This is a genomic window from Amphritea pacifica (assembly GCF_016924145.1).
GTDB classification, from domain to species: Bacteria; Pseudomonadota; Gammaproteobacteria; order Pseudomonadales; family Balneatricaceae; genus Amphritea; species Amphritea pacifica.
Genome location: NZ_JAFFZO010000014.1, coordinates 72,475 through 93,447, shown reverse-complemented (window position 1 = coordinate 93,447; position 20,973 = coordinate 72,475). Strand labels below are relative to the sequence as shown.

The following is a 20,973-nucleotide window of genomic DNA, read 5'->3' as shown; positions in this document are numbered from 1 at the left end:
GGTATTGAAGCGACTGCCAGCCTGCAGAAGAGATTGTGGGGGATAAAGACCGGGTCAGCGCGGCGATACAAAATCAGAAACGCCCGGCATAGACTGATGGCAGTAAAACAGTCCCACCGGGCGCCCTGAAAAAGCGGTAAGTTTCGCTGACCAAAAACGCTTATAACGCCAGTTTCAGCAGTTCGGCCAGATGCAGCGTCTGACGATCAGCATAATGCAAGATCTGTGAGCGGCAGGAGAATCCATTCGCCACCACCAGTGCTTCGGGTTCCGCTGCCAAAGCGGGTTGCAGAGCGAGATTGAACATCTTTTCAGAGTCCTGCTGATGCTCTTTCTCGTAGGCAAAACTACCACCCCCGCCACAACAGCTGGCATCGATAAATTCAAACTCCAGTTCAGGTATCAGTTTCAATACCTTACGCATGGATTTCATCGCCCCCACCGCTTTCTGGTGGCAATGCCCATGCACAACGACCTTTTTCCTGATCGGCGTCGACAGTGCCAGCATGAAACGTCCGGCACTGATCTCCCGGGCGATAAACTCTTCAAACAGATAAACCTGTTTAGCCAGATCTGGCGCTTTATCCGTCAGCCCCAATTGCTGATATTCGTCCCTCAGCATCAGTGCAGATGAGGGTTCCAGTCCAATAATCGGCACCTGTTTGTCAATATAGGGGGTAAGATCATCCAGCAAACGGCTGGCTTTCTCCCGGGCTTTATCCAGATATCCAGATGAAAACCAGCTACGCCCTTCCATCGCCCCGCCTTTTGCTCCGATAAAACGAACATCATAACCCGCCCGGGCCAGCACCTCCTGTGCCGCCATAAAGATCTGCGGTGAGAACCCCCGGGACAGACTGTCCGCCAGTATCACCACCGTATTGCTTTTTATCTCTGCCCAACCATTGCTAACGGCAGGCGTCTCTGTCAGTTGATGATCACTGGGCAACGGCAGCGCCACTCTGGCACTGATACCGATAGAGTGCTCCATCCAGCGACGGATAAGCGGACTGCGGTTTCGCAGGGTTAAACTGATACGCAGCAAATGGGGAAACCTGAGCAACAGAGGCAGGTTGGCAAATAGCCGGTCGCGCAGCGAATAGCGGCCCCGGTTATCGGATTGCGACAGATATTCTGAACGAATCGTAGCCAGATCCAGGCCACTTTCACACTCCCGCTTGCACCCCTTACAGCCAACGCAGGCGCGCATCGCATCATCCAGTTGCTGCTTTTCCTCTGCGGAGATCTCACCATTAAGCAGCCGTTTCAGCAACCGGCTGCGGCCACCCGGAGAGTAAGCAGCATCCTGTCGCACCCGAAAACTGGGACACATAACACTCTTTGTCACAGGTCTCAGACATACCAGGCTGTTGATACACACGGATACCGCTTTGGCAAAATTGCCACCAGTTCTGGGGATATCCGCATAGGCATCGCCCAGCCCCGCACTTTCATAATCAGACCAGTCTAAATTGGGTTTCATACTTCGGCTTCTGTCAGGAGTTGATCACTGTTCTTTTGGCAAAACACAGATCAGCAACCTGCAAAACATACGCCAGCAACTAAAAACAGATTAACTGATTGATCTGCATAGCGTTGTCCGATGCGTAACAAAGATAGACCCCAGCCGGTACGTCAGAGGTTTGTCATGTTTATGACAATCACACTTAGCCCGGCTTCTCTTATCAGTGCTTAACGGCGCATCGCTTAACTGATCAGCGTCGAGCTGAGCTTTGCTTCTGTTGTTTGTAGATAGAGCTGATCTGCCAGCGACAGCAAAAATGTTTTCTGATACAGCAGATCAAGCCAGGAGGTTCTGATACCGTTGACACCGTAATATGCCCCGGCGATCTGACCACACACCGCCGCGGTGGTATCTGCATCATCCCCCAGATTAGCCGCCATCAATACCGCATCGTTAAAGCTATCTGTGTGAAAAAAGCACCACAACGCCGCCTCAAGACAATCGATCACATAGCCGCTCCCCCGGATCTCGGCAATCGGTTTTTGCAGAAACTCCTCGGTTGCGATCAGCCTGACCTTCTTACTCTGCGGCAGATAACCGGCAGATGACATCAACATATTTTTATTGGCGCCGCGAATGCAGCGGGCAATGATGGCCGCAAAATAACAGCAGGCATCAATGCACTCAGGCGCCCCATGGGTCGTGCGGGAAGCATCACTGACATACCCCATCAAGCCCGGGTGTTCGCTGTAATAGAGCACCACCGGCGCCAGCCGCATCAGCGAACCATTACCGGCGGACATCGGATGGGTATCACCACTGAAAGGCTCTGCCGATGACTCAAACAGATGCAACGCGTTTGCCACCGTTGCACCGATATCGAAGCAACGTCCGGTGCTACTGTGCCGTCCCTCCTTCCACCAGCGAGTGTAGCGCTGCATCTGATCTCTGGCGTCAAAACCGTTGCACTCAATCAGTGACTCCGCCAGACAGATCGCCATCGAGGTATCATCGGTCCACTGCCCCGGTTGCAGATAAAACGGGCCTCCCCCCAACATATCGTCAATCGGTGTAAAACTGCCAGGCGGTTTAAACTCCAGCGTTGTGCCGATAGCATCGCCCACCGCCAGCCCGAGCAAGCAGCCCTGATAACGCTCATTGAGTGAAACCATTTTCTCTCCTTATTGATTCAGATCAGCCAGCCAGTAACGATCACCCATATAATAGGTGCGAAACATGTCGACGAAGATTTAGCAGCACATGGCAGACTCACCGCTGGAACTGATCCAACATATAGCACCTGGCGAACCGACACTACCCGCTTACGCACGCCTGCCGGTGAACCATTGCAATTACCCTGCCATCATATTGGGCAGCCTGACATTTCAACGTTATCCGGAAGCGATCTTCCTTGATAATGTGGCAACCTTCCATCAACCCCTGTTTAACCGTTTGGATAACATTGAAGCGGCTGCTGACAGAGCAGTAGCGTTTGAGGCATATATGCAGGCGTCCTTCCTGCTTTCCGCCCCCGAAGAGGCGGGCTATCAAGCAACTGAACGGGAGTCCGACACGCTAAACGCTGTTCGACAAAACAACAAAAAAGCACGCCACAAGGCAGATTACCGGCGATTATTACGCGGCTGGCTGTTTGACTCAGACAGTCGTGAAGCGGCCGTTATGAAAGGCTGGGTAGAGTCACGTTTTGGCTTACTGGCCCGCAACCACAAAGGCCCACTGCGGGATTTCGAATCGGATACCTATATAAACTACACCCAGGAACGCAGCGCCGGTCTGTACAACACCAACAGCCTGGAAAGCCAGCTCGATCTGCTGTACAGCTATTGCCAGTATGAACTGCACCGACGATTGCCAAACCAGCGGCACTATCAGCTCTATCGTGCCACCAACCGGCTGAATGAATACGACACCCTGTTTCAGGGGTCAAAATCCAGCTCAGCGGTGATTCTTAACAACCTGACATCCTTCAGCAGCAACCTGGAACAGTGCGACAGTTTTGGCGACACCCTGCTGCAATGCCAGGTTCCCTTCAGCAAGATCCTGTTTTTCCCCGACCTGCTTCCCGGCGCATTCAGATGTGAGAGTGAATATATCGTGCTTGGTGGGTTGTATCAGGTCAGCAGGGTCGCGATTTAAGTTATATTGAACCTGACCTGGTTTGAAATATAAAATTCCTGAAAGGTTGGTTATTACTGTTTATGCGAGAACCGGAGGGACGAGTTCTCATCAGGCATGCAATACCCAGTCTTCCCGCATCATCCGATACAATCGCACCGCTCGGTTATGAAAATCCTGAAGCCTGTAGTTTACGAATCCAGCCTTCTCCGTCACTCTGACAGAGGCAGCATGCTCTGGCTCGATAATAACAACGACCGACTCACACTGTTTTTGCTCGAAAGCATACTGTAGAACCCCTTTAACCGCTTCTGTCGCAAACCCCTGATGCCAGAAACTGCGTGCCAAACGATACCCCAGATTGATCTCTTCTTTGTCTCCAACCCACTCAGGCCCAACACCACAGAAACCAATAAAATCGCCTGACGTTTTCTCGCACAATGCCCATGGCCCGATTCCATGTGATGCGTAACACTCAAGACACCAGTCTATAAATTTTCGGGCAGCTTCCTCATCGCAAACGCCGCGAACGGAAAACTTCATTACTGCCGGGTCGCTTAGAATTTCAGTGAGCGCCTGAACATCCTGATGGGATAACGGTCTTACAATCAACCTGTCTGTTTCAAATAGTTGCACCGGAATCTCCCTGTGCATTACGCCGTGTTAACCCGCAGTCAAAGCGGAGCCTAAGGCTTAGCGTTGGTTGAACACTTTGTTATATTGTGGAACTTTACGTACTCCTCAAAATACGCTTTTACTTCCTCGGAGGTAACCTTAAAGCCCTGACAGTGATCATAGTTGCGCTCAACGGGAGATACACGATTGGCAATAATATGCTGACATCCTCTCCCTATATTTTTACCACGACCCTCTTTTTCACACTGAGCCACCTCTTGCCAGTAGTGGTACGCATCTACCGACCCAGTACAATGACTATGGGACAGTCGCCCTTCGTTAAAAATCTACGAAGGCTATCGATACGTACGGCTAAGTAAGTTAATCCGGCTTTATCAGTATGGATGTTCACTTCATCACCATCCAGGCCAGTGCTAATGCTTAACAGATATTTGTCGTCTGACATTGGGGGCCTTCTAACGCCGCCCGAGCGGTAGCGAGGTCCAGCCCAATGCGTTTTTTCACATTGGGCGATTGTGCTTGGCCTTGCCAGGGCCTTTGCTATATAGTAGTACGGCATTTCCGTACATAATGGTGAACAGATGGATACCATAAGCGTAAACAAGTTTCGAGACAACCTGAAAAGTGTTGTAGAACAGGTGATTACTAGGCATGAACCCGTAAAAGTTACCCGTAGAGCAGGCGAGGCCTTTGTGGTTTTGAGCGCCGAAGACTGGGACCGCGAACAAGAAACGTTGTCTGTTCTGCAAAATCGTGACCTGATGCAGCAAATTGCAGCCTCTCTTGAAACTCACAAAGATGGTCAAGGCTACAAACCGACCAAAGAGCAGATGGATGAGATCACTAGTATTTGAAGGGAACACTTGGGAAGCCTATGAGCAAATGCGGGAAAAAGACAAGAGGCTGCATAAAACTCTGTGCAAACTCCTGAAAGAAATGCTTCGCTCTGAGGACCCGTCTTCAGGTCTAGGTAAGCCTGAACCTTTAAAGCATAATCTATCTGGGCTTTGGTCAAAGCGCTTATCCCAGAAGGATCGATTAATATATAGATTTGATGATAATTCCATTTATATCTTCGCTATTGGTGGGCACTACGACCAGCCCTAACGCCGCGCTCTTCGGAAAACCTGAAGCGCAGCGAAAAATTTGTCCGACAGCAGCGCCAGGTTAGATTTTTCTGGCACGATACTCAACTTCAACAATAAATTTTGTTGCAGCCGCAATTAGAATTGCATCCTGCATATTTATATTTGGACTATCTGTACTTCCATGCCCGGCGAAGGGTGTTTTACTTCGTAGGTTATAAATAGCACCAACGACGCTCTTTATCTCTTCCGGGAGCGCTGATTCATTTTTGTATTTATCAATAAAACTCCCCAGAGTCTGATTGGAAACCTTATCTGAAGCGATTATATCTTTGGCCGTTGTTTATATATCAGCAGGATAGACAGTCTTAAGAGAGGTTTGCCACAGAATTGGAGTATCTGTAGAGGCCGCGTCCCTGCCAACAACTTAACCACCTCATAGTATCCAATCTTATTAAATCACAGGGTTATATCACTACCCCCTGTTCACATTCACGCAACCCCAGCCTGTAACCAAAGCTATTTGTCTATCAACACAGCAGCCTGATGGCTTCAGTACTCTGCGATGGTTTTCCGCGTCAGCTTTATACCCATACTGACAGTTAGTTTATCTTATAAACGTTTACCAAACTAAACAGTTATGATTATATGCATTATTAAATTATAACAATAACAGAGGTTACCATCGGGAGATGTATGATGTCTAAGAGGCTTCTGACTGCTGCGGCAGCGATACTGTTTATCGGTGCATGGTGTTTTCTGGCTTATCGGATTAACAGTGACACGTCGGATAATAGGGGGATAGCAAGCGGGTTTATGCTCAGCTCGGCTGTGTGGGGAGTATCACTGCTTCTTGGTGTTGCAATCTGGTTGAGAGAACGACGCGATTTCCATGCAGAGTCTGGCGTAGAGGCGATGGTCGGACGTCTGGTCAGAAGCGATCTGACACAGGAAAAGATCCAGGACCAGCCCGACAGTGGAACGGCAGCGGATCTGAGCCAGGCTATCGAAAGATTAAAGCATACCCTGACCCAGTTTTCCCACAACAGTGTTCTGCTGGCCCACTCCGCTCAGGGGCTTGACGGTAATCTGAACAACATCGACCGGGCGACCGGTGAGATTGTCCACCAGCTGAGCACCTCGGCATCGGCAAGTGAGGAGTTATCAGCCGCCGCGTCTGAAGTATCTGAAAACTGTAAACGTGCATCCGATAATTCCCACGAAGCCAACGAAGTGGCACTCAGGGGGCAGTCGATCATTCGTCAGACCATCGGCAGCATGCATAAAACCACTGATATTGTCACCGATTCGGCGGCCGTCATCCGCAGCCTGGGTGAGCGTTCCGGCGAAATCGGACAGATTGTCGATCTTATCAGTAGTATCGCCGACCAGACCAACCTGCTAGCGCTGAACGCCGCAATTGAAGCGGCCAGAGCCGGTGATCAGGGACGCGGTTTCGCAGTTGTATCCGGTGAGGTGAGAGAGTTAGCCGAGAAAACCTCTCAGGCAACCGAAAAAATACGCCTGACCGTTGAAACGATGCAGAAGGAGCTGAAACAGGCAACCGGGATGATGGATCAGGGGGTTCTGATCGCCCAGCACGGCACCGAGTCTGCGCAGCAATCTGAAACCGCACTCAACGATATACTCAGCCATATCACCTCTCTGGTGGGAGAGGTCCAGCAGATCGCAGTCGCCTCACGGGAAACCACCGCCACCACCGAAGAGCTATCCAGAAGCCTGCATCAGGTAGCACAACTGATGGATGAAACAGCCGGTAACGTTAACCATAACAGTCTGATTGTGACCAAACTGTCGGAATCGGCCAGAGAGATGAAACACCTGATCGGGCAGTTTCGGCTGGTGAGCAAGGCGGACGCCGAGGCTCTGGTTCATCGAGCCCACGATTATGCCCGGGAACATGGCCGGGACAAAGCGATTGCAGCCTTTAACGATCACGAAGGTGATTTTGTGAAGGGAGAGCTCTACGTGCTGGTGCAGGATTTCAACGGCACCATGCTTGCGCATGGCGGCAACCCTGCACTGATCGGCAAGAATCTAGCCGAGGCCCGGGATGCCAGCGGTCAGCCGCTATGTCCGCCACTGGTAGCGATTGCAAGGGAACAGGGCCAGGGCTGGTATAGCTACGCCTACCTGAATCCACACACCGGTAAAGATGAGCCGAAGCACACCTTTGTGCGTCGGTTTGGTGAGGATTGTTATATCGCTTGCGGTATTTATCAGCCCCAGGCTTGAGAAACTGACAACCCAGAGAAACTAACAAACCTGAGTGGAGGTGATATGACACGTCATATCACCTCCACATCAGTTATAACGACTCTGTCAGCTGAATCCGCCCGATTTACACCCGCTGCTGACGATAGAAACGGCTGAGCACCCGCGCCAGGTTGACCGGGTCATCACTGCCAGCCAGTTCACGAATCGAGTGCATCGCCAGTTGCGGCACACCGATATCAATGGTTTTGACACCTATCTCAGCGGCCGTAATAGGACCGATCGTACTGCCACAGGCCATATCACTACGCACGACAAAGGATTGCAGCGTAACGTCTTCCTGCCGGGCAATATGACGAAACAGTGAAGAGGTTTCACTGTTAGACGCATAGCGCTGATTAGCATTGATCTTTATCACCGCACCGCTATTCATACGCGGGCCATGATTACTATCATGTTTATCGGCAAAGTTGGGATGCACCGCATGAGCGTTATCCACTGACACCATCATGGAGTTGGCAATCATCCGGTTGCGGGCCTCGGGATCGGGTACCAGGCGCTCCAGCAACTGCTTCAGCATCGGTCCCTGCGCCCCTGCGGCACTCATGCTGCCCACCTCTTCATGATCATTACACACCAGCAGGGTGTTCTGATCTGAGTTTGATTCAATCAAAGCCTGCATGCCGATAAAGCAGCTCAGCAGGTTATCGAGTCGCGCTGAGGCGAAAAACTCTTTATTCAGACCGATGTAAGCGGGTTTCTGCACATCATAGAAATACAGCTCATAATCGAGAATTTCAGCAATGTCATCGACATGGTTTGCCAGCAGTTCCTGTTTGAGTATCTCTCGCAGTCCGGCTTTATCATCCCCATGCAGCTGCGCCATCAGCGGCGGCATCTCGGTTTGCGGATTAACATTGCGCCCCTGATTGACTTCACGATCCAGATGGATCGCCAGACTGGGAATCACGGCTACCGGACGCTGAAAGTTCACCAGCTCGCTGCGCAGCCCACCATCGATGGCGACATAATTCACCCGGCCGGCCAGGGACAGATCACGGTCAAACCAGGGATTCAGCAGCGCTCCGCCATAAACCTCGACGCCCAGTCGCATACAGCCCTGACTGATGGTTTCAGGGTTAGGCTTAACCTTCAGGCAGGGGCTGTCAGTATGGGCACCCACCATGCGTATGCCGCTCGTGGCCAGATCTGAACCGGTTGCCATATTCCAGGCAATAATGGAGGATTCATTGCGCACAATAAAGTAGCGCCCACCGGGCCATACATTCCAGGGGTTCTGTTCTTCCAGCTCGATAAAACCGGCTTCCTGCAGTCGCGCCCGCATCTCATATACCGCATGAAAAGGGGTTGGCGATGCCGCCAGAAAATCAAACAGTTGCTCATTAAACTCATGTTTTTGCATTATTGATCAGCCTTTTCCTGAGGCAGGATTTCTAACAACTCAATTTCAAAAATAAGGGCGGAGTTGGCCGGTACCATCCCCCCCGGGCTTCGTGCACCATAGCCCAGCTCTGAGGGCAGATAGACCTTCCAGCGGGCTCCCGGGGACATTTTCAGCAACGCTTCTCGCCAGCCTTTAATCACATCCTTTACGGTAAACACTGGTTGTTTCTCTTTGCCGACTGAACTTTCAAACGGCTCGCCGTCTACGGTCCAGCCAGTGTAACTCACCCGGACCTGACTGAGTACATTTGGCTGGGGCCCCTCGGCTGCCTGTAACACCTCATATTGCAGGCCTGAAGGGGTGACCACAACCCCATCCCTCTGGGCATTTTCCTGCAGAAACTGCATCCCTGCTTTTTTAGTCCCATCGTTCAGTGCTTTATCCAGCAACTGCTGATGAAACTGCTTTTCCTCTTCAGTTTCGCCACAACCGCTGGTGATGGCGACGAACAGCGACAAAACGACAACACTAACAACCCGCATAACCACAATAGCTGTACCTGCTTCAATTAATAAACTGGGATAAGCCGTTGATTTTACATCAGCACGCGACAAGACTACACTCAGATTTTCTGAGTTACGGAACCAAGCTGGTTATTTGTCGGTCTCAGAACCTATCAGTAGTAGCAAAACAGGAACATACAGCTTGATCTACACACGCCACTTACGTCGATTGCTTACCGCGTCTTCACTCATCCTGGGGCTGATGACAGCGCTGCCAGCAAGCGCACTGACCAGCTCTGTTTTGCAACCGGATTCCATCCACAGCCAGACGATCACCGATATTGTCACATCCCTTAACCGGGATCACTATACTAATATCGTACTGAATGATGAACTATCGGGCAAAGTACTAGATCAGTATCTGGATAGTCTCGATCCTTCAAAGGCTTTTTTCTACCGCTCCGACATTGATGAGTTCCAACAATACCGGACAGAGATCGACGATGAGATCAATAGCGGAGATCTCACCGCCGCTTATGCTATCTTCAACCGCTATCAGCAGCGTACTCAGGAACGTTTAAGCAAGCTGATCGCAACCCTCGAAAGCCCCGACTATAAGGTCGACTTCAATCGCGATGAAACCATCATCACCGACCGTGAAACCAGTCAGTGGCCCGCCAGCGAAGCGGAGATGGATGAGTTCTGGCGCAAGCGTCTGAAGAGTGCATTACTGGGACTAAAACTGGCTGACAAGCCGGTTGAGGAAGCCAGAAAACTACTGATAAAACGCTACAAAAGCCAGTTAAACCGCGCATTGCAGACCAACAATGAAGATGTTTTCCAGAGTTTTGCCAACGCACTGACAATGCAGTTTGATCCACATACCCAGTATTTTTCACCCCGTCTGTCGGAAAATTTCAATATCAATATGAGCCTGTCACTGGAGGGTATAGGCGCGGTGTTGCAGAGTGAGAATGACAATACCAAAGTGGTGCGTCTGGTGCCTGCCGGACCCGCCGATAAAGCCGGACAGTTAAAGCCCGCCGACCTGATTGTGGGTGTGGGCCAGGGTGAAGACGGTGAGATTGAAGATGTTGTCGGCTGGCGCCTCGATGAAGTGGTGGCACTGATCCGCGGGCCGAAAGACACCGTGGTGCGCCTGGATATTATTCCCGCCGATGGAGATGACAGCCAGCACAAAATTATTAAGATCACCCGCAACAAGGTGAAGCTTGAAGAGCAGGCCGCTCAGAGCAAGGTGATCGAGATCGAACACCAGGGTAAGCCATACAAACTGGGGGTCATCAGTATTCCGGCTTTCTATATCGATTTTGCCGCCCTGCAGCGCGGCGAACGCGACTATAAGAGCACCACCCGTGATACCGCCCGTCTGATCAAAGAACTGACCAATGAAGGTATCGACGGACTGATCATCGATCTGCGCAACAATGGTGGTGGCTCACTGCGTGAAGCCAATGAGCTGGTCGGACTGTTTATCAGTCGCGGGCCGACAGTTCAGATAAGAGACCCTCAGGGCCGGGTCAATATTCAGGGGGATGCCGATCCTAAAGTCGCCTATAGCGGCCCGATGGCGGTTCTGGTGAACCGGCTCAGCGCTTCGGCTTCAGAGATCTTTGCCGGGGCCATTCAGGATTATCAGCGCGGTCTGATTGTCGGTAGTCAGACATTTGGCAAGGGCACCGTACAGACCCTCTCGCCCCTGCACCATGGGCAGATAAAACTGACCCATGCGAAGTTTTACCGTATCTCCGGCGAGAGCACTCAGCATAAAGGGGTGATTCCCGATGTAACGCTGCCAACGCTGTATGACACCGACGAGATTGGCGAAAGCTCGCTGGAGGGTGCCCTGCCCTGGGATATGGTGCATGAGGTGCCCCATCAGCGCTATGTCAACTTCAGCACTATCCTGCCGGAACTGAACAAGCGTCATCTTGAACGCACCAAATTCAACCCCGATTTCCTCTATATGAACGCCCAGATCAAGCGGATGCATGAGAATAAGCAGGATAAAGAGCTATCCCTGAATGAAGCAACCCTCAAGGCTGAGCGCGACAAATCTGAGCAGTGGCTGCTGGATCAGGAAAACCAGCGCCGCGAAGCGAAAAAACTGCCCACCATCAAAGCGCTTTCAGAGCTGGATGATCTGCTGGAGAAAGACTCTCAGGGACGCACCATCAGTCCTGAGCAGGAAGCGATTCTCACCGAAACGGGTAATGTACTGCTTGATATGATTGAACTGACCCATAACTATATGGCGCTTAAGAACTGATCCGACAGGGATAGATTTAATGCAGTTAAGCAGGCTCAAGCTTGGACTTCTGATTGGTGCTCCGGTGTTGCTGATCATCGCCTGTGTGACCGGGTATTTCGTCTATCACGTGATCAGCGAGCAACAGGCAGAAAACCGTAAAAAAGTTGAAGGCTTTGGTGAACTGGTCATCCCTCTCGATACCACAACACCGCAGGCAACCGACGATCCCAGCCTCAACCCCACCATCGCCCAGGATGCGATGACGCCGGTAGAGAAGGTGATTTCCACCCTCAAAGAGGAGCGCTTTAAGCTGCTAAATGAGGCGGAGGTGATGCGGGAACAGATTACTACCCTGCAGGCTAAAGTGGATGAGCTGGAGCGTTACAAACGCACCAATGAACGCTATGCCCCACACACCTTCGATGAGGAGGTGTCCACCATTCATACCCGCATGAGGCAGCTCCTCGCCAGTCAGGAGGAATCCAAACGGTTCAACAGTAATCAGCTGAAAGGGATGGCCGCCGCCTCAGCACAGGAGTACCGCCGCTATCTGACGATGAATAAACTGTTACTCGACCAGGATCAGATCGACGACGTCGTTAACCACCACCTGCCAGTGTTTGCCTACTGTATCGGCGATGGTATGGATATCGCGGCCAATAACCGTGCTGAAGAGTTGCAGGTTGTCGAGTATTTCAAAACCGAAAGAACCGATCTGATGAGCAGCCGCCTGAAGAGTGACCTTAAAGCGGTTCTGGAGCCCTGTCAGGAGCTGTTTGCCGAGCGCATGAGCAGCTTCAGCAACTAAAAATCCTCCCCTTAATTCCCCCTCTACGCCTCCCCGTTCAGACAGCCAAAAGTGGCTGCCCTTTAATCAAAACGTCAAATTCTGTATAATTTGCGGTCCTGTCCTGATGCCTGCTGTTATTTTCGTCAGCCAACACGGCCGCCATCGGGCTATCCAAACTGACCCTGTGTCCGGCTGACGATGCGGGTGTAAACATGGCAGTCCCCCGGTTTATCAGGGGCAGGCCAATAGGAATATACATGTCCGAAAGCTTTGCTGAATTATTTGAAGAATCCCTGCAACATATCGATATGAAGCCCGGTACCCTGGTGATGGGTGAGGTTGTCGATATCGATAGCGACTGGGTCACTGTCAACGCTGGCCTGAAATCTGAAGCGGTTATTGATCGCAGCCAGTTCCTGAACGATGCTAACGAACTTGAAATTCAAGTGGGCGATATGGTTAAAGTTGCCCTGGAAAGCGTTGAAGATGGTAGCGGTGAGACCCGCTTATCCCGAGAGAAAGCCAAGCGTGCGGAAGCCTGGGAAGTCCTGCAGGGCGCATTTGATGCAGAAGAAACGGTCAAAGGCTATATCAGCGGCAAGGTCAAAGGTGGTTTCACTGTTAACGTTAATAACATTCAGGGGTTCCTGCCTGGCTCTCTGGTCGATGTACGCCCAGTCCGGGATGTCGACCACCTGGAAGGTAAAGAGCTTGAGTTCAAGCTGATCAAACTCGACCCTAAGCGCAACAACATTGTTGTCTCTCGCCGCGCCGTGCTTCAGGAAGCCAACAGCGCACAACGCGATGAACTGCTGGAAACTCTGGAAGAGGGTCAGGATGTTAAGGGTTATGTGAAGAACCTGACCAACTACGGTGCATTTATCGATCTGGGCGGTGTTGACGGCCTGCTGCATATCACCGATATGGCGTGGAAGCGAATCTCTCATCCAAGTGAGATGCTCAACCCCGGTGATGAGATCACCGTCAGAATCATCAAGTTTGATAAAGAAACCAACCGCCTGTCTCTGGGCCTGAAACAGCTAAGCGAAGACCCATGGTCCTCCATTAAAGCGCGTTACCCATCTGGTGCTATCGTACCGGCACGGGTCACTAACCTGACCGATTATGGCTGTTTCGCATCGATTGAAGATGGTGTTGAAGGCCTGGTGCACGTTTCAGAGATGTCCTGGACCAATAAAAATGTTCACCCATCCAAGGTGGTACAGGTTGGTGACGAAGTGAACGTGATGATCCTGGAAGTGGACGAGGAGCGTCGTCGTATCTCACTGGGTATCAAGCAGTGCACGCCTAACCCGTGGGCCAGCTTCGCTGAGCAGTATGCTGCTGGCGATAAGGTGACCGGCGCGATCAAAACCATCACCGACTTCGGTATTTTTGTCGGTCTGGAAAATGATCTGGATGGTCTGGTGCATATGTCGGACATCTCCTGGGATGCTGACGGTGAAACAGCGCTGCGTGAATATAAGAAAGGTGACGATGTCGAAGCGGTTATCCTCTCTATCGATTCTGAAAAAGAGCGTATCTCACTGGGTATTAAGCAACTGGGCGGCGACCCGTTCTCTGACTATGTTGCGGTTCATGACAAGAACGCCATTGTGAAGGGTACAGTTAAGTCTGTGGATCCGAAAGGTGCGACTATCGAGCTGGCAGAGGGCGTCGAAGGCTACCTGAAAGTCGCGGACATCAGCATCGACCGCATCGAAGATGCGACAACTGCCTTGAAAAACGGTGAAGAGGTTGAAGCGAAGATCGTCAATCTGGACCGCCGTAATCGTTCAATCACGCTGTCTGTCAAGGCTAAAGACCAGGCTGATGAGAAAGCGGCTATCAAGGCTGTTGCTGATGCGCCCGTTGAGCTTTCCGGCCCAACCACGATCGGTGATCTGATCAAAGCACAGCTGGAAGCGAAGAAGTAACTTTGCGGCCTGAACCGCAACACAAAAAAGGAGCGCAATGCGCTCCTTTTTATATTCCTGGCAATTGTCTGTAACACCAGCGTTAGTCGATCAGATAGTCAAAGTAATCATCATCGGTTTCAATCTTGTCATCGGTAATCTCATACCAGCTCAGTACCGAAGCACCCGCTTCCTTCACCGATTCCCGACGTCCACTGACTAACGGATGCCATTCGGGCAGCTCTTTCCCCTCATGCACCAGCCGGTAGGCGCAGCTGGGCGGCAACCAGTGAAACGCTTCGACATCTTCCGGCCGCAGTTTGACGCACTGAGGCACCAGCGAACAACGCTTTTCATACTGCGTACAATACAGCGTCTCCATATCCAGCAGATGGCAAACCACGCTGGTGTAATGCACCTCGCCGGTATCTTCATCCTCAAGCTTATGCAGACAGCAGAGTGAGCAGCCATCACAGAGAGATTCCCATTCCGGGGGAGACATCTGCTGCAGTGACTTGCTGCGCCAGAATACCTGATCGGCCACTAGCGCACTCCGGTTTCTGGCCGGTCCTGATACAGATCGAGCAGATAATCATCTTTCGGGGGCGGCATCTGCAGGAAGTAACCCTTTTCACGGATATCTTCCAGCACCTTTGCCGCATCGACCCGGGACAGCTCTTTTTCCGGCGTTAACAACATATCAAAGACATGGACTGGGGCACCAAACATCTCTTTCAGAGGATCAGGCACCCGTGTCATTTTTTCCATCTTATCCACATAAAGATACATCTCATCTTTTTTGGAACTGCGGAACACACTACAAATCTTTTTCATAAACTCTCTGTTTATACTTCCAGGCTCTGCAATTTTTCCAACAATGCATCGCCAATCACCGCTTTTCGCCAGCCTGACAGGCTCGGCGGCAGACTGAACTTGCCCTGATTTTCCGTTCGTATCAGGGCATCAAGATCTTTTTTACGCAACAGTATCTCAGGCGCTATATTCAGCTCTTCCGCTTTACTGCGCGCCATCGCTTTCAGCTGTTTAAGGGGTTTGTTCCACTTATAACTCAATGGCTGCTGGATCGGCTCCGGCGGTTTTGCTACCGCAGACTGGGCTGCGGTTTTAAGAAAACCCAGTATCACCTCACCATCCTGCTTAACCTGCTGCGTACGGATATCTTCTACCTTCCCCAGGGCTCGCAGATCCGTGGGCCATTTATGCACGATATCCAGCAGAGCATGATTTCTCAACACCCGGTTACGGGGCACATCCCGCTGCCGGGAGATCCGCTCACGCCAGGCGGTCAGGTCACGCAGGGCGGCTATTTTTTCCGGCGGAAGCTTCCAGGCCTGACTAAAACGCTGGTAATAAGTGACGCCATCCGGATCGCTGTCCGGCGTCTGCTGCAGTAACAGTGCGGTCTCCTCTTCAACCCACTGGCGCATCCCCCGGCTTTCAAGTTCCGCTATCTGGCGCTGACACAGCACCGGCAGATAGGCCACATCCAGAGCGGCATAGAGTTGCTGCGACGCGCTCAATGGACGCTGCAACCAGTCTGAGGTGGTTTCACCCTTATCCAGCTTAACATCCAGCGCATACTCAACCAAACGCTGATAGCCCATGGAAAAACCCCAGCCAAGAAAACCGGCAGCAATCTGAGTATCAAAGATCGGCTGCGGCAGCTCACCAAGCATATAGAGGAACAGCTCCAGATCCTCATTACCCGCATGCAGTACTTTAAGCACTGATGGGTTACGAAACAATTGCACCAAGGGGGCATAGTTTTCGATTTTAAGCGGATCAATGAGGTAACAGCCGGTATCATCAGCGATCTGTATCAGGCCAGGCACCGGGTAAAAGGTATCCACCCGGATAAACTCGGTATCCAGCGCAATCAGAGGCAGGGTTTGCCACTGCTTGCAGTAATCGGCAAGCGTTTCATCATCAGTGATCCAGACCGGCTCAGCTGCAGCAGTTTCAAGTCGCTGCCAGTTATACGCTTGTGTCATCAGTACCTCAGTTCATCGACCGGCGACCGGCCATTGCATGGGCGAGTGTTCCGCCATCGACATATTCCAGTTCACCACCCACCGGCACGCCATGAGCGATACGGGTCACCCGGATATCCAGATGCTTTATCTGTTCGGCTATAAAGTGCGCCGTTGCTTCACCTTCCACGGTTGGATTGGTTGCCAGAATCATCTCTTTGACCGCACCGGATTCCAGCCGTTTAAACAGAAGGTCCAGCCCCAGATCATCGGGACCAATACCATCAATCGGCGAGAGGTGGCCCATCAGTACAAAATAACCACCATTGAAGCCCCCGGTCTGCTCAATGGCGAGCATATCCACCGGCGATTCCAGTACACAGATCTGCGATTCATCACGACTGTTGTCGGCACAGATCGAACACAGCTCGTTCTCGGACAGGGTGCGACAGCAACTGCAATGGCCCACCTTCTCTGCCGCCACCGTCAGTGCTGATGCCAGCGTACTGGCGCCGCTGCGATCACGTTCCAGCAGATGAAAAGCCATCCGTTGAGCCGTCTTCGGACCGACACCGGGCAGCACACGAAATGCATCTATCAGATCCTGAATCAGAGGGCTAAACGACATCGTCAGTACTCAGCCTCAGAACGGCATATTGAAGCCCGGTGGCATACCCATGCCGCCGGTGACTTTCGCCATACGCTCCTGGGTGTTCGCTTCCACCTTACGCACAGCATCGTTCACTGCGGCTGCAATCAGGTCTTCCAGGATCTCTTTATCCTCTTCCATCAGGCTGTCATCGATCGCCACACTGCGCACATCGTGACGACCGTTCATCACGATTTTCACCAGACCAGCACCGGACTCGCCATTCACCTCGGCCTTGGCGATCTCTTCCTGCGCTTTCTGCATCTCAGCCTGCATCTTCTGGGCCTGTTTCATCAGGTTACCCATGCCACCTTTCATCATATTCGTCCTCGCCTTTTTTAAAGCCCGGCGCCCACGTCCGGGTTAAATCTGTTCGCAAAATAATCGGGTTTACCCCTGACTCAATCGATGGGCTGCACCGACTGAAGATCGATAGTGGCGGCAAACCGTTCAATCACCGAATGTACAACCGGGTCATTCTGAATTGAGCTGACGGCCTGCGCCAGACGTTCAGCGCGTTTGCGGTCACGATACTGGCTGGGAGTCTCACGACCATAACTGCCTAAACTGAATTCTACCTCAACCGGCTGGTTAAAATAATGACCAATCGATTCGCGTATACGTTCAATATGGGTCTCACTGATCAGCGCTTTCTGTTCGTTGGTGTAATGAAAACACCAGCGATCACCGACCGACTCCAGTGAAGTGTTGGATGCGATACTGTAGGTCATCCCGGTCAGGCCGATCAGTTCAACCAGCAACACCCATTGCTCAGGCATGAACTGGCCGATCTCCTTACTGACGTCAGCTTCCGGACCTGCAACCGTTGCCGGTGTTGGAGCGCCCTTTTCCACCGCTGAAACAGCAGGGTTGGCAAATGACGGCTGAGAAGTCATCGGCGGTTCGGGCTGGTCAGCCAGCTCCGGACGGTCTACAGACGCTGAATCCACCTGAGGACTGGCAATTGACTCAGCGGGACTCACCGCCGGTTGCGCAGGCTCCTCATCAGCGTGACGCCCAATAGAATGAACCACAGTTTCTGATTGCGATGGCAGCGGGGAGCTCTCCTCCCAGGGAAGGTCGACCCCAGGCTGCGACACCTGCGTCGTTACGGCTGTGTGCCCCGCATCAACGGGCGGTTCGGAATCAGTTTCAGGCTTTTTTCCCGGTAGTGCCTCATCATCACCCTGCAGATAGGATTCGTCATAATCCGGAGGGGAATCCTGTGGCCCCTGCGGTGCAGACGGGTCAGACACAGGCTGAATCTGCGGCTCAGTCTGTCGGGCTACGGCTGGCGACGGATCTGCAGGCGGATGCTCAGCAACCGGTGTCGCGGCACGCGGCTCTTCAGCAGCTGCAGCAGAAGCCGAGTCAGTCTCGCTGGGCTGGCTCAGCCCCTGATGGCTCACCGATACTGGCCGGAACGCCAGCATCCGCATCAGGGTCATCTCAACCCCTTCCCTGGCATCCGGGACAAAGGGCAGATCTTTACGCCCCATCAGAGCCGTCTGATAAAACAGCTGAACATCTTCAGCGGTCAGCTTGCCTGCCAGATCCAGCACCAGATCCCGGTCTCCCAGGCCATTGTCTACCGCATCCGGAACGATCTGAGCCAGCGCGATCCGGTGCATCAGACTGATCAGATCACCGAGCACCGCATTGTAATCAGGGGAGTAACGGGCCAGCTCTTCAACGGTGGTCAGCAGCCCTTTTGCATCGTGTGCGGCCAGGCTGTCCACCAAACGGTATACCAGTCGCTGATCGATGCTACCGAGCATCGCCCGGACATCAGCCTCAACCACCGAACCGGCACCAAAGGCGATCGCCTGATCGGTCAGACTCAGCGCGTCCCGCATCGAACCATCCGCAGAGCGGGCTAACAGCCACAACGCGGGTTCTTCATAGGGGATATTCTCCGCCGTCAGCACGTGACACAGGTGCTCAACGATGCGCTCCGGAATCATATTCTTCAGATTAAACTGCAGACAACGGGACAGAATCGTCACCGGCAGCTTCTGCGGATCAGTAGTCGCCAGCAAAAACTTAACGTGTGGAGGCGGCTCTTCCAGCGTTTTCAGCAGCGCATTGAACGAGTGTGTCGACAACATATGCACCTCATCAATGAGGTACACTTTGAAGCGGCCATGGGTTGGAGCATACTGCACATTCTCCATCAGCTCGCGGGTGTCTTCCACCTTGGTACGGGATGCCGCATCCACTTCGATCAGATCGACAAACCGGCCTTCACTGATCTCCCGGCAGGCTGAGCATTCGCCGCATGGAGTGGAGGAGACACCTGTCTCACAGTTCAGTGATTTGGCAAACAATCGGGCAATCGACGTTTTACCAACCCCGCGGGTGCCGGTAAACAGATAGGCATGGTGCAGCCGGTCATCGTCCAGAGCATTCACCAGTGCCTTGAGCACGTGCTCCTGACCAACCATTTCCTGAAACTTAGCGGGACGCCATTTACGCGCCAGTACCTGATAACTCATCGCTGCAAATCTATATGAGAGGGGTGTTTATTCATGGCTACCAATGCTAACGGTAACCGCCTGATATCGCCAGCGAAACCGGCCAATATGTGATAACTAAATTGCGTTTTATCAAGTGATTCAGGTTTTACATGAAAACTGTTCTTTAGCGAACCCGGAATAAATAGACTAACTTAAACGAACAACAACAATCTTCTAACCGGCGAGGATGTGGAGATGCAAAAAGCGAACAGTGCAAACGAGTACAGGATACGCAACCATCGTTTAATCGAACAACAGGAGATCATCCGCTTTCAGGACCGCCACTGCCCGATTGAGATCCTCACAGAAGAAGCCCCCTGCTGGATCAGCAGCGATGAACCGGTGTCTCTGGAGGACAACGGTTACCCCGGCCATTAACAACGATCGATTAACCAGACTATGCCGAAAATTACCTCCGGGTAATATTTCAGGCATAGCTGGTTATTTATCATTCTGATAGCCGCAGCCTCAAAACTGAGGGTATTGATATTCTGCTTGCCACGACTCTGTCACAACGACCTTGAGAGAGCTTTAAGATAAAGACTCCCTCCTGAATAAGCCCTGAAAATAAGCCCTGAAGATGAGCGATTAAGATAAACACTCAGAACAAACCCGGAGCGGTATGGTTTCAAGGTCAGAAGTTAAGCGCCAGTCCCACAGAAACCAGATCCATACTACTGTCGCCTATTTCAAAACGCTCCATTTCTGCACGGACTGTTACAACATCCAGTGTATACTCAGCACCAACACCAAAGGTTATATCATTGCCATCATTACCAGCAGTCCCTCCGATATTAGAAGTCGCATCGATGCTCCATCTCATCACTCCGGCCTTGGCAAACAGATCAATATTTTCAGTTACCGGTAAGAGACCTACTGCAGATAAACCGTAACCCGATGTTTCCTCCGAGACCGTAACTGCGCCATTAGAAAGCTCAAGATCACCAAAGTCGGCATAAAAAGCCTCAACCGCAAAGTAATCGTTATAACGATAACCGCCAAATATCTTGTATCCCTGATCAGAATCATCTGTCACTGTAATACCAAAGCTATTTAAGGCAGCCTTTTCTGTATTACTCAGTTCCAGCTTCGTGTATCCATATGAAGCGCCCAGATACCCTCCCCCTGCATTGGCAACAGCTGGTGAAAGAAAAGCAACAACCCCTAAACCCAAAAGAAACTTTTTCATAATCTTAATCCCTGACAATATTTCTAATAAAACGCAGGTAAGATACAGCTCAGTAAATGGTTGTATATGAGAGTTTTTCCTATTTATGAAAAACCTCATCATTAAATGATTGATAGATCGAACGATAATGATCAATAAAGATAATTTTCGTTAACTCAATGGGAAGTAATCGGATCAGATTCGGG

General features: G+C 51.7%; 20 protein-coding genes. 8 read left to right on the top strand and 12 right to left on the bottom strand.

Features of this window, described 5'->3' with window-relative positions:
* Positions 1-160: 160 nt before the first annotated feature.
* Both JW499_RS09845 and JW499_RS09840 read right to left on the bottom strand, forming a co-directional pair.
* Positions 161-1,483, bottom strand: coding sequence for a (Fe-S)-binding protein (locus JW499_RS09845; RefSeq protein ID WP_205210435.1), 1,323 nt, complete (start codon positions 1,481-1,483; stop codon positions 161-163).
* Positions 1,484-1,707: 224 nt separating this feature from the next.
* Entirely contained in the window at positions 1,708-2,637 is a 930-nt protein-coding gene (locus tag JW499_RS09840; protein WP_205210434.1) for an ADP-ribosylglycohydrolase family protein, read from the bottom strand.
* Between the two features lie 88 nt (positions 2,638-2,725).
* Between JW499_RS09840 and JW499_RS09835 the strand changes: the two genes are divergently transcribed.
* Positions 2,726-3,622 (top strand): NAD(+)--dinitrogen-reductase ADP-D-ribosyltransferase, encoded by an 897-nt coding sequence (locus JW499_RS09835; protein ID WP_205210433.1) that lies wholly within the window; start codon positions 2,726-2,728, stop codon positions 3,620-3,622.
* Positions 3,623-3,712: 90 nt separating this feature from the next.
* On the opposite strand, the gene JW499_RS09830 is transcribed toward JW499_RS09835, so the two are convergent.
* Positions 3,713-4,237 (bottom strand): GNAT family N-acetyltransferase, encoded by a 525-nt coding sequence (locus tag JW499_RS09830; RefSeq protein ID WP_332874424.1) that lies wholly within the window; start codon positions 4,235-4,237, stop codon positions 3,713-3,715.
* Between the two features lie 581 nt (positions 4,238-4,818).
* Between JW499_RS09830 and JW499_RS09825 the strand changes: the two genes are divergently transcribed.
* From JW499_RS09825 to JW499_RS09815, 3 genes are all read left to right on the top strand, one after another.
* Positions 4,819-5,091, top strand: coding sequence for a type II toxin-antitoxin system Phd/YefM family antitoxin (locus JW499_RS09825; protein ID WP_205210431.1), 273 nt, complete (start codon positions 4,819-4,821; stop codon positions 5,089-5,091).
* The gene (locus JW499_RS09820; protein WP_332874034.1) at positions 5,036-5,344 is read left to right on the top strand and encodes a Txe/YoeB family addiction module toxin; all 309 of its coding nucleotides are present in this window, start codon (positions 5,036-5,038) and stop codon (positions 5,342-5,344) included. The genes JW499_RS09825 and JW499_RS09820 overlap by 56 nt, the downstream gene beginning before the upstream one ends.
* A gap of 677 nt (positions 5,345-6,021) precedes the next feature.
* Positions 6,022-7,578, top strand: a complete 1,557-nt coding sequence (locus tag JW499_RS09815; RefSeq protein ID WP_205210429.1) for a methyl-accepting chemotaxis protein — start codon at positions 6,022-6,024, stop codon at positions 7,576-7,578.
* A 106-nt stretch (positions 7,579-7,684) separates the two neighbouring features.
* Here JW499_RS09815 and JW499_RS09810 read toward each other — a convergent pair whose 3' ends face one another.
* Positions 7,685-8,980, bottom strand: a complete 1,296-nt coding sequence (locus tag JW499_RS09810) for a M18 family aminopeptidase (protein ID WP_205210428.1) — start codon at positions 8,978-8,980, stop codon at positions 7,685-7,687.
* The gene (locus JW499_RS09805; protein ID WP_232846326.1) at positions 8,980-9,504 is read right to left on the bottom strand and encodes an FKBP-type peptidyl-prolyl cis-trans isomerase; all 525 of its coding nucleotides are present in this window, start codon (positions 9,502-9,504) and stop codon (positions 8,980-8,982) included. Before JW499_RS09805 ends, JW499_RS09810 begins: the two co-directional genes overlap by 1 nt.
* A 163-nt stretch (positions 9,505-9,667) precedes the next feature.
* Between JW499_RS09805 and JW499_RS09800 the strand changes: the two genes are divergently transcribed.
* The 3 genes from JW499_RS09800 to rpsA all read left to right on the top strand — a co-directional run bounded on the left by JW499_RS09800 (position 9,668) and on the right by rpsA (position 14,464).
* On the top strand, positions 9,668-11,755 hold the full coding sequence (locus JW499_RS09800; RefSeq protein ID WP_332874423.1) for a carboxy terminal-processing peptidase: 2,088 nt from the start codon (positions 9,668-9,670) through the stop codon (positions 11,753-11,755).
* Positions 11,756-11,774: 19 nt separating this feature from the next.
* Entirely contained in the window at positions 11,775-12,545 is a 771-nt protein-coding gene (locus tag JW499_RS09795) for a hypothetical protein (RefSeq protein WP_205210426.1), read from the top strand.
* 239 nt (positions 12,546-12,784) lie between these two features.
* Positions 12,785-14,464 carry a 30S ribosomal protein S1 gene (rpsA, locus tag JW499_RS09790; RefSeq protein ID WP_205210425.1) on the top strand — a complete coding sequence of 560 codons (1,680 nt, stop codon included), beginning with the start codon at positions 12,785-12,787 and terminating at the stop codon, positions 14,462-14,464.
* Between the two features lie 82 nt (positions 14,465-14,546).
* On the opposite strand, the gene JW499_RS09785 is transcribed toward rpsA, so the two are convergent.
* From JW499_RS09785 to dnaX, 6 genes are all read right to left on the bottom strand, one after another.
* Positions 14,547-14,987 carry a YcgN family cysteine cluster protein gene (locus tag JW499_RS09785; RefSeq protein ID WP_205210424.1) on the bottom strand — a complete coding sequence of 147 codons (441 nt, stop codon included), beginning with the start codon at positions 14,985-14,987 and terminating at the stop codon, positions 14,547-14,549.
* A complete protein-coding gene (locus tag JW499_RS09780; RefSeq protein ID WP_091360941.1) occupies positions 14,987-15,277 on the bottom strand; it encodes a YcgL domain-containing protein in 291 nt (96 codons plus the stop codon). Before JW499_RS09780 ends, JW499_RS09785 begins: the two co-directional genes overlap by 1 nt.
* A gap of 11 nt (positions 15,278-15,288) precedes the next feature.
* Positions 15,289-16,455 (bottom strand): ribonuclease D, encoded by a 1,167-nt coding sequence (gene rnd, locus JW499_RS09775; RefSeq protein ID WP_205210423.1) that lies wholly within the window; start codon positions 16,453-16,455, stop codon positions 15,289-15,291.
* Between the two features lie 7 nt (positions 16,456-16,462).
* Positions 16,463-17,062: a recombination mediator RecR gene (gene recR, locus JW499_RS09770; RefSeq protein WP_205210422.1), complete on the bottom strand. Its 600-nt coding sequence runs from the start codon at positions 17,060-17,062 to the stop codon at positions 16,463-16,465.
* Positions 17,063-17,077: 15 nt separating this feature from the next.
* On the bottom strand, positions 17,078-17,404 hold the full coding sequence (locus JW499_RS09765; protein WP_091360948.1) for a YbaB/EbfC family nucleoid-associated protein: 327 nt from the start codon (positions 17,402-17,404) through the stop codon (positions 17,078-17,080).
* Positions 17,405-17,484: 80 nt separating this feature from the next.
* Entirely contained in the window at positions 17,485-19,578 is a 2,094-nt protein-coding gene (gene dnaX, locus JW499_RS09760) for a DNA polymerase III subunit gamma/tau (protein WP_205210421.1), read from the bottom strand.
* 216 nt (positions 19,579-19,794) lie between these two features.
* Between dnaX and JW499_RS09755 the strand changes: the two genes are divergently transcribed.
* Complete coding sequence (locus tag JW499_RS09755) at positions 19,795-19,977, top strand: hypothetical protein (RefSeq protein WP_205210420.1); 183 nt, start codon at positions 19,795-19,797, stop codon at positions 19,975-19,977.
* A gap of 256 nt (positions 19,978-20,233) precedes the next feature.
* On the opposite strand, the gene JW499_RS09750 is transcribed toward JW499_RS09755, so the two are convergent.
* Positions 20,234-20,788: an outer membrane beta-barrel protein gene (locus tag JW499_RS09750; RefSeq protein ID WP_205210419.1), complete on the bottom strand. Its 555-nt coding sequence runs from the start codon at positions 20,786-20,788 to the stop codon at positions 20,234-20,236.
* Positions 20,789-20,973: the final 185 nt, after the last annotated feature.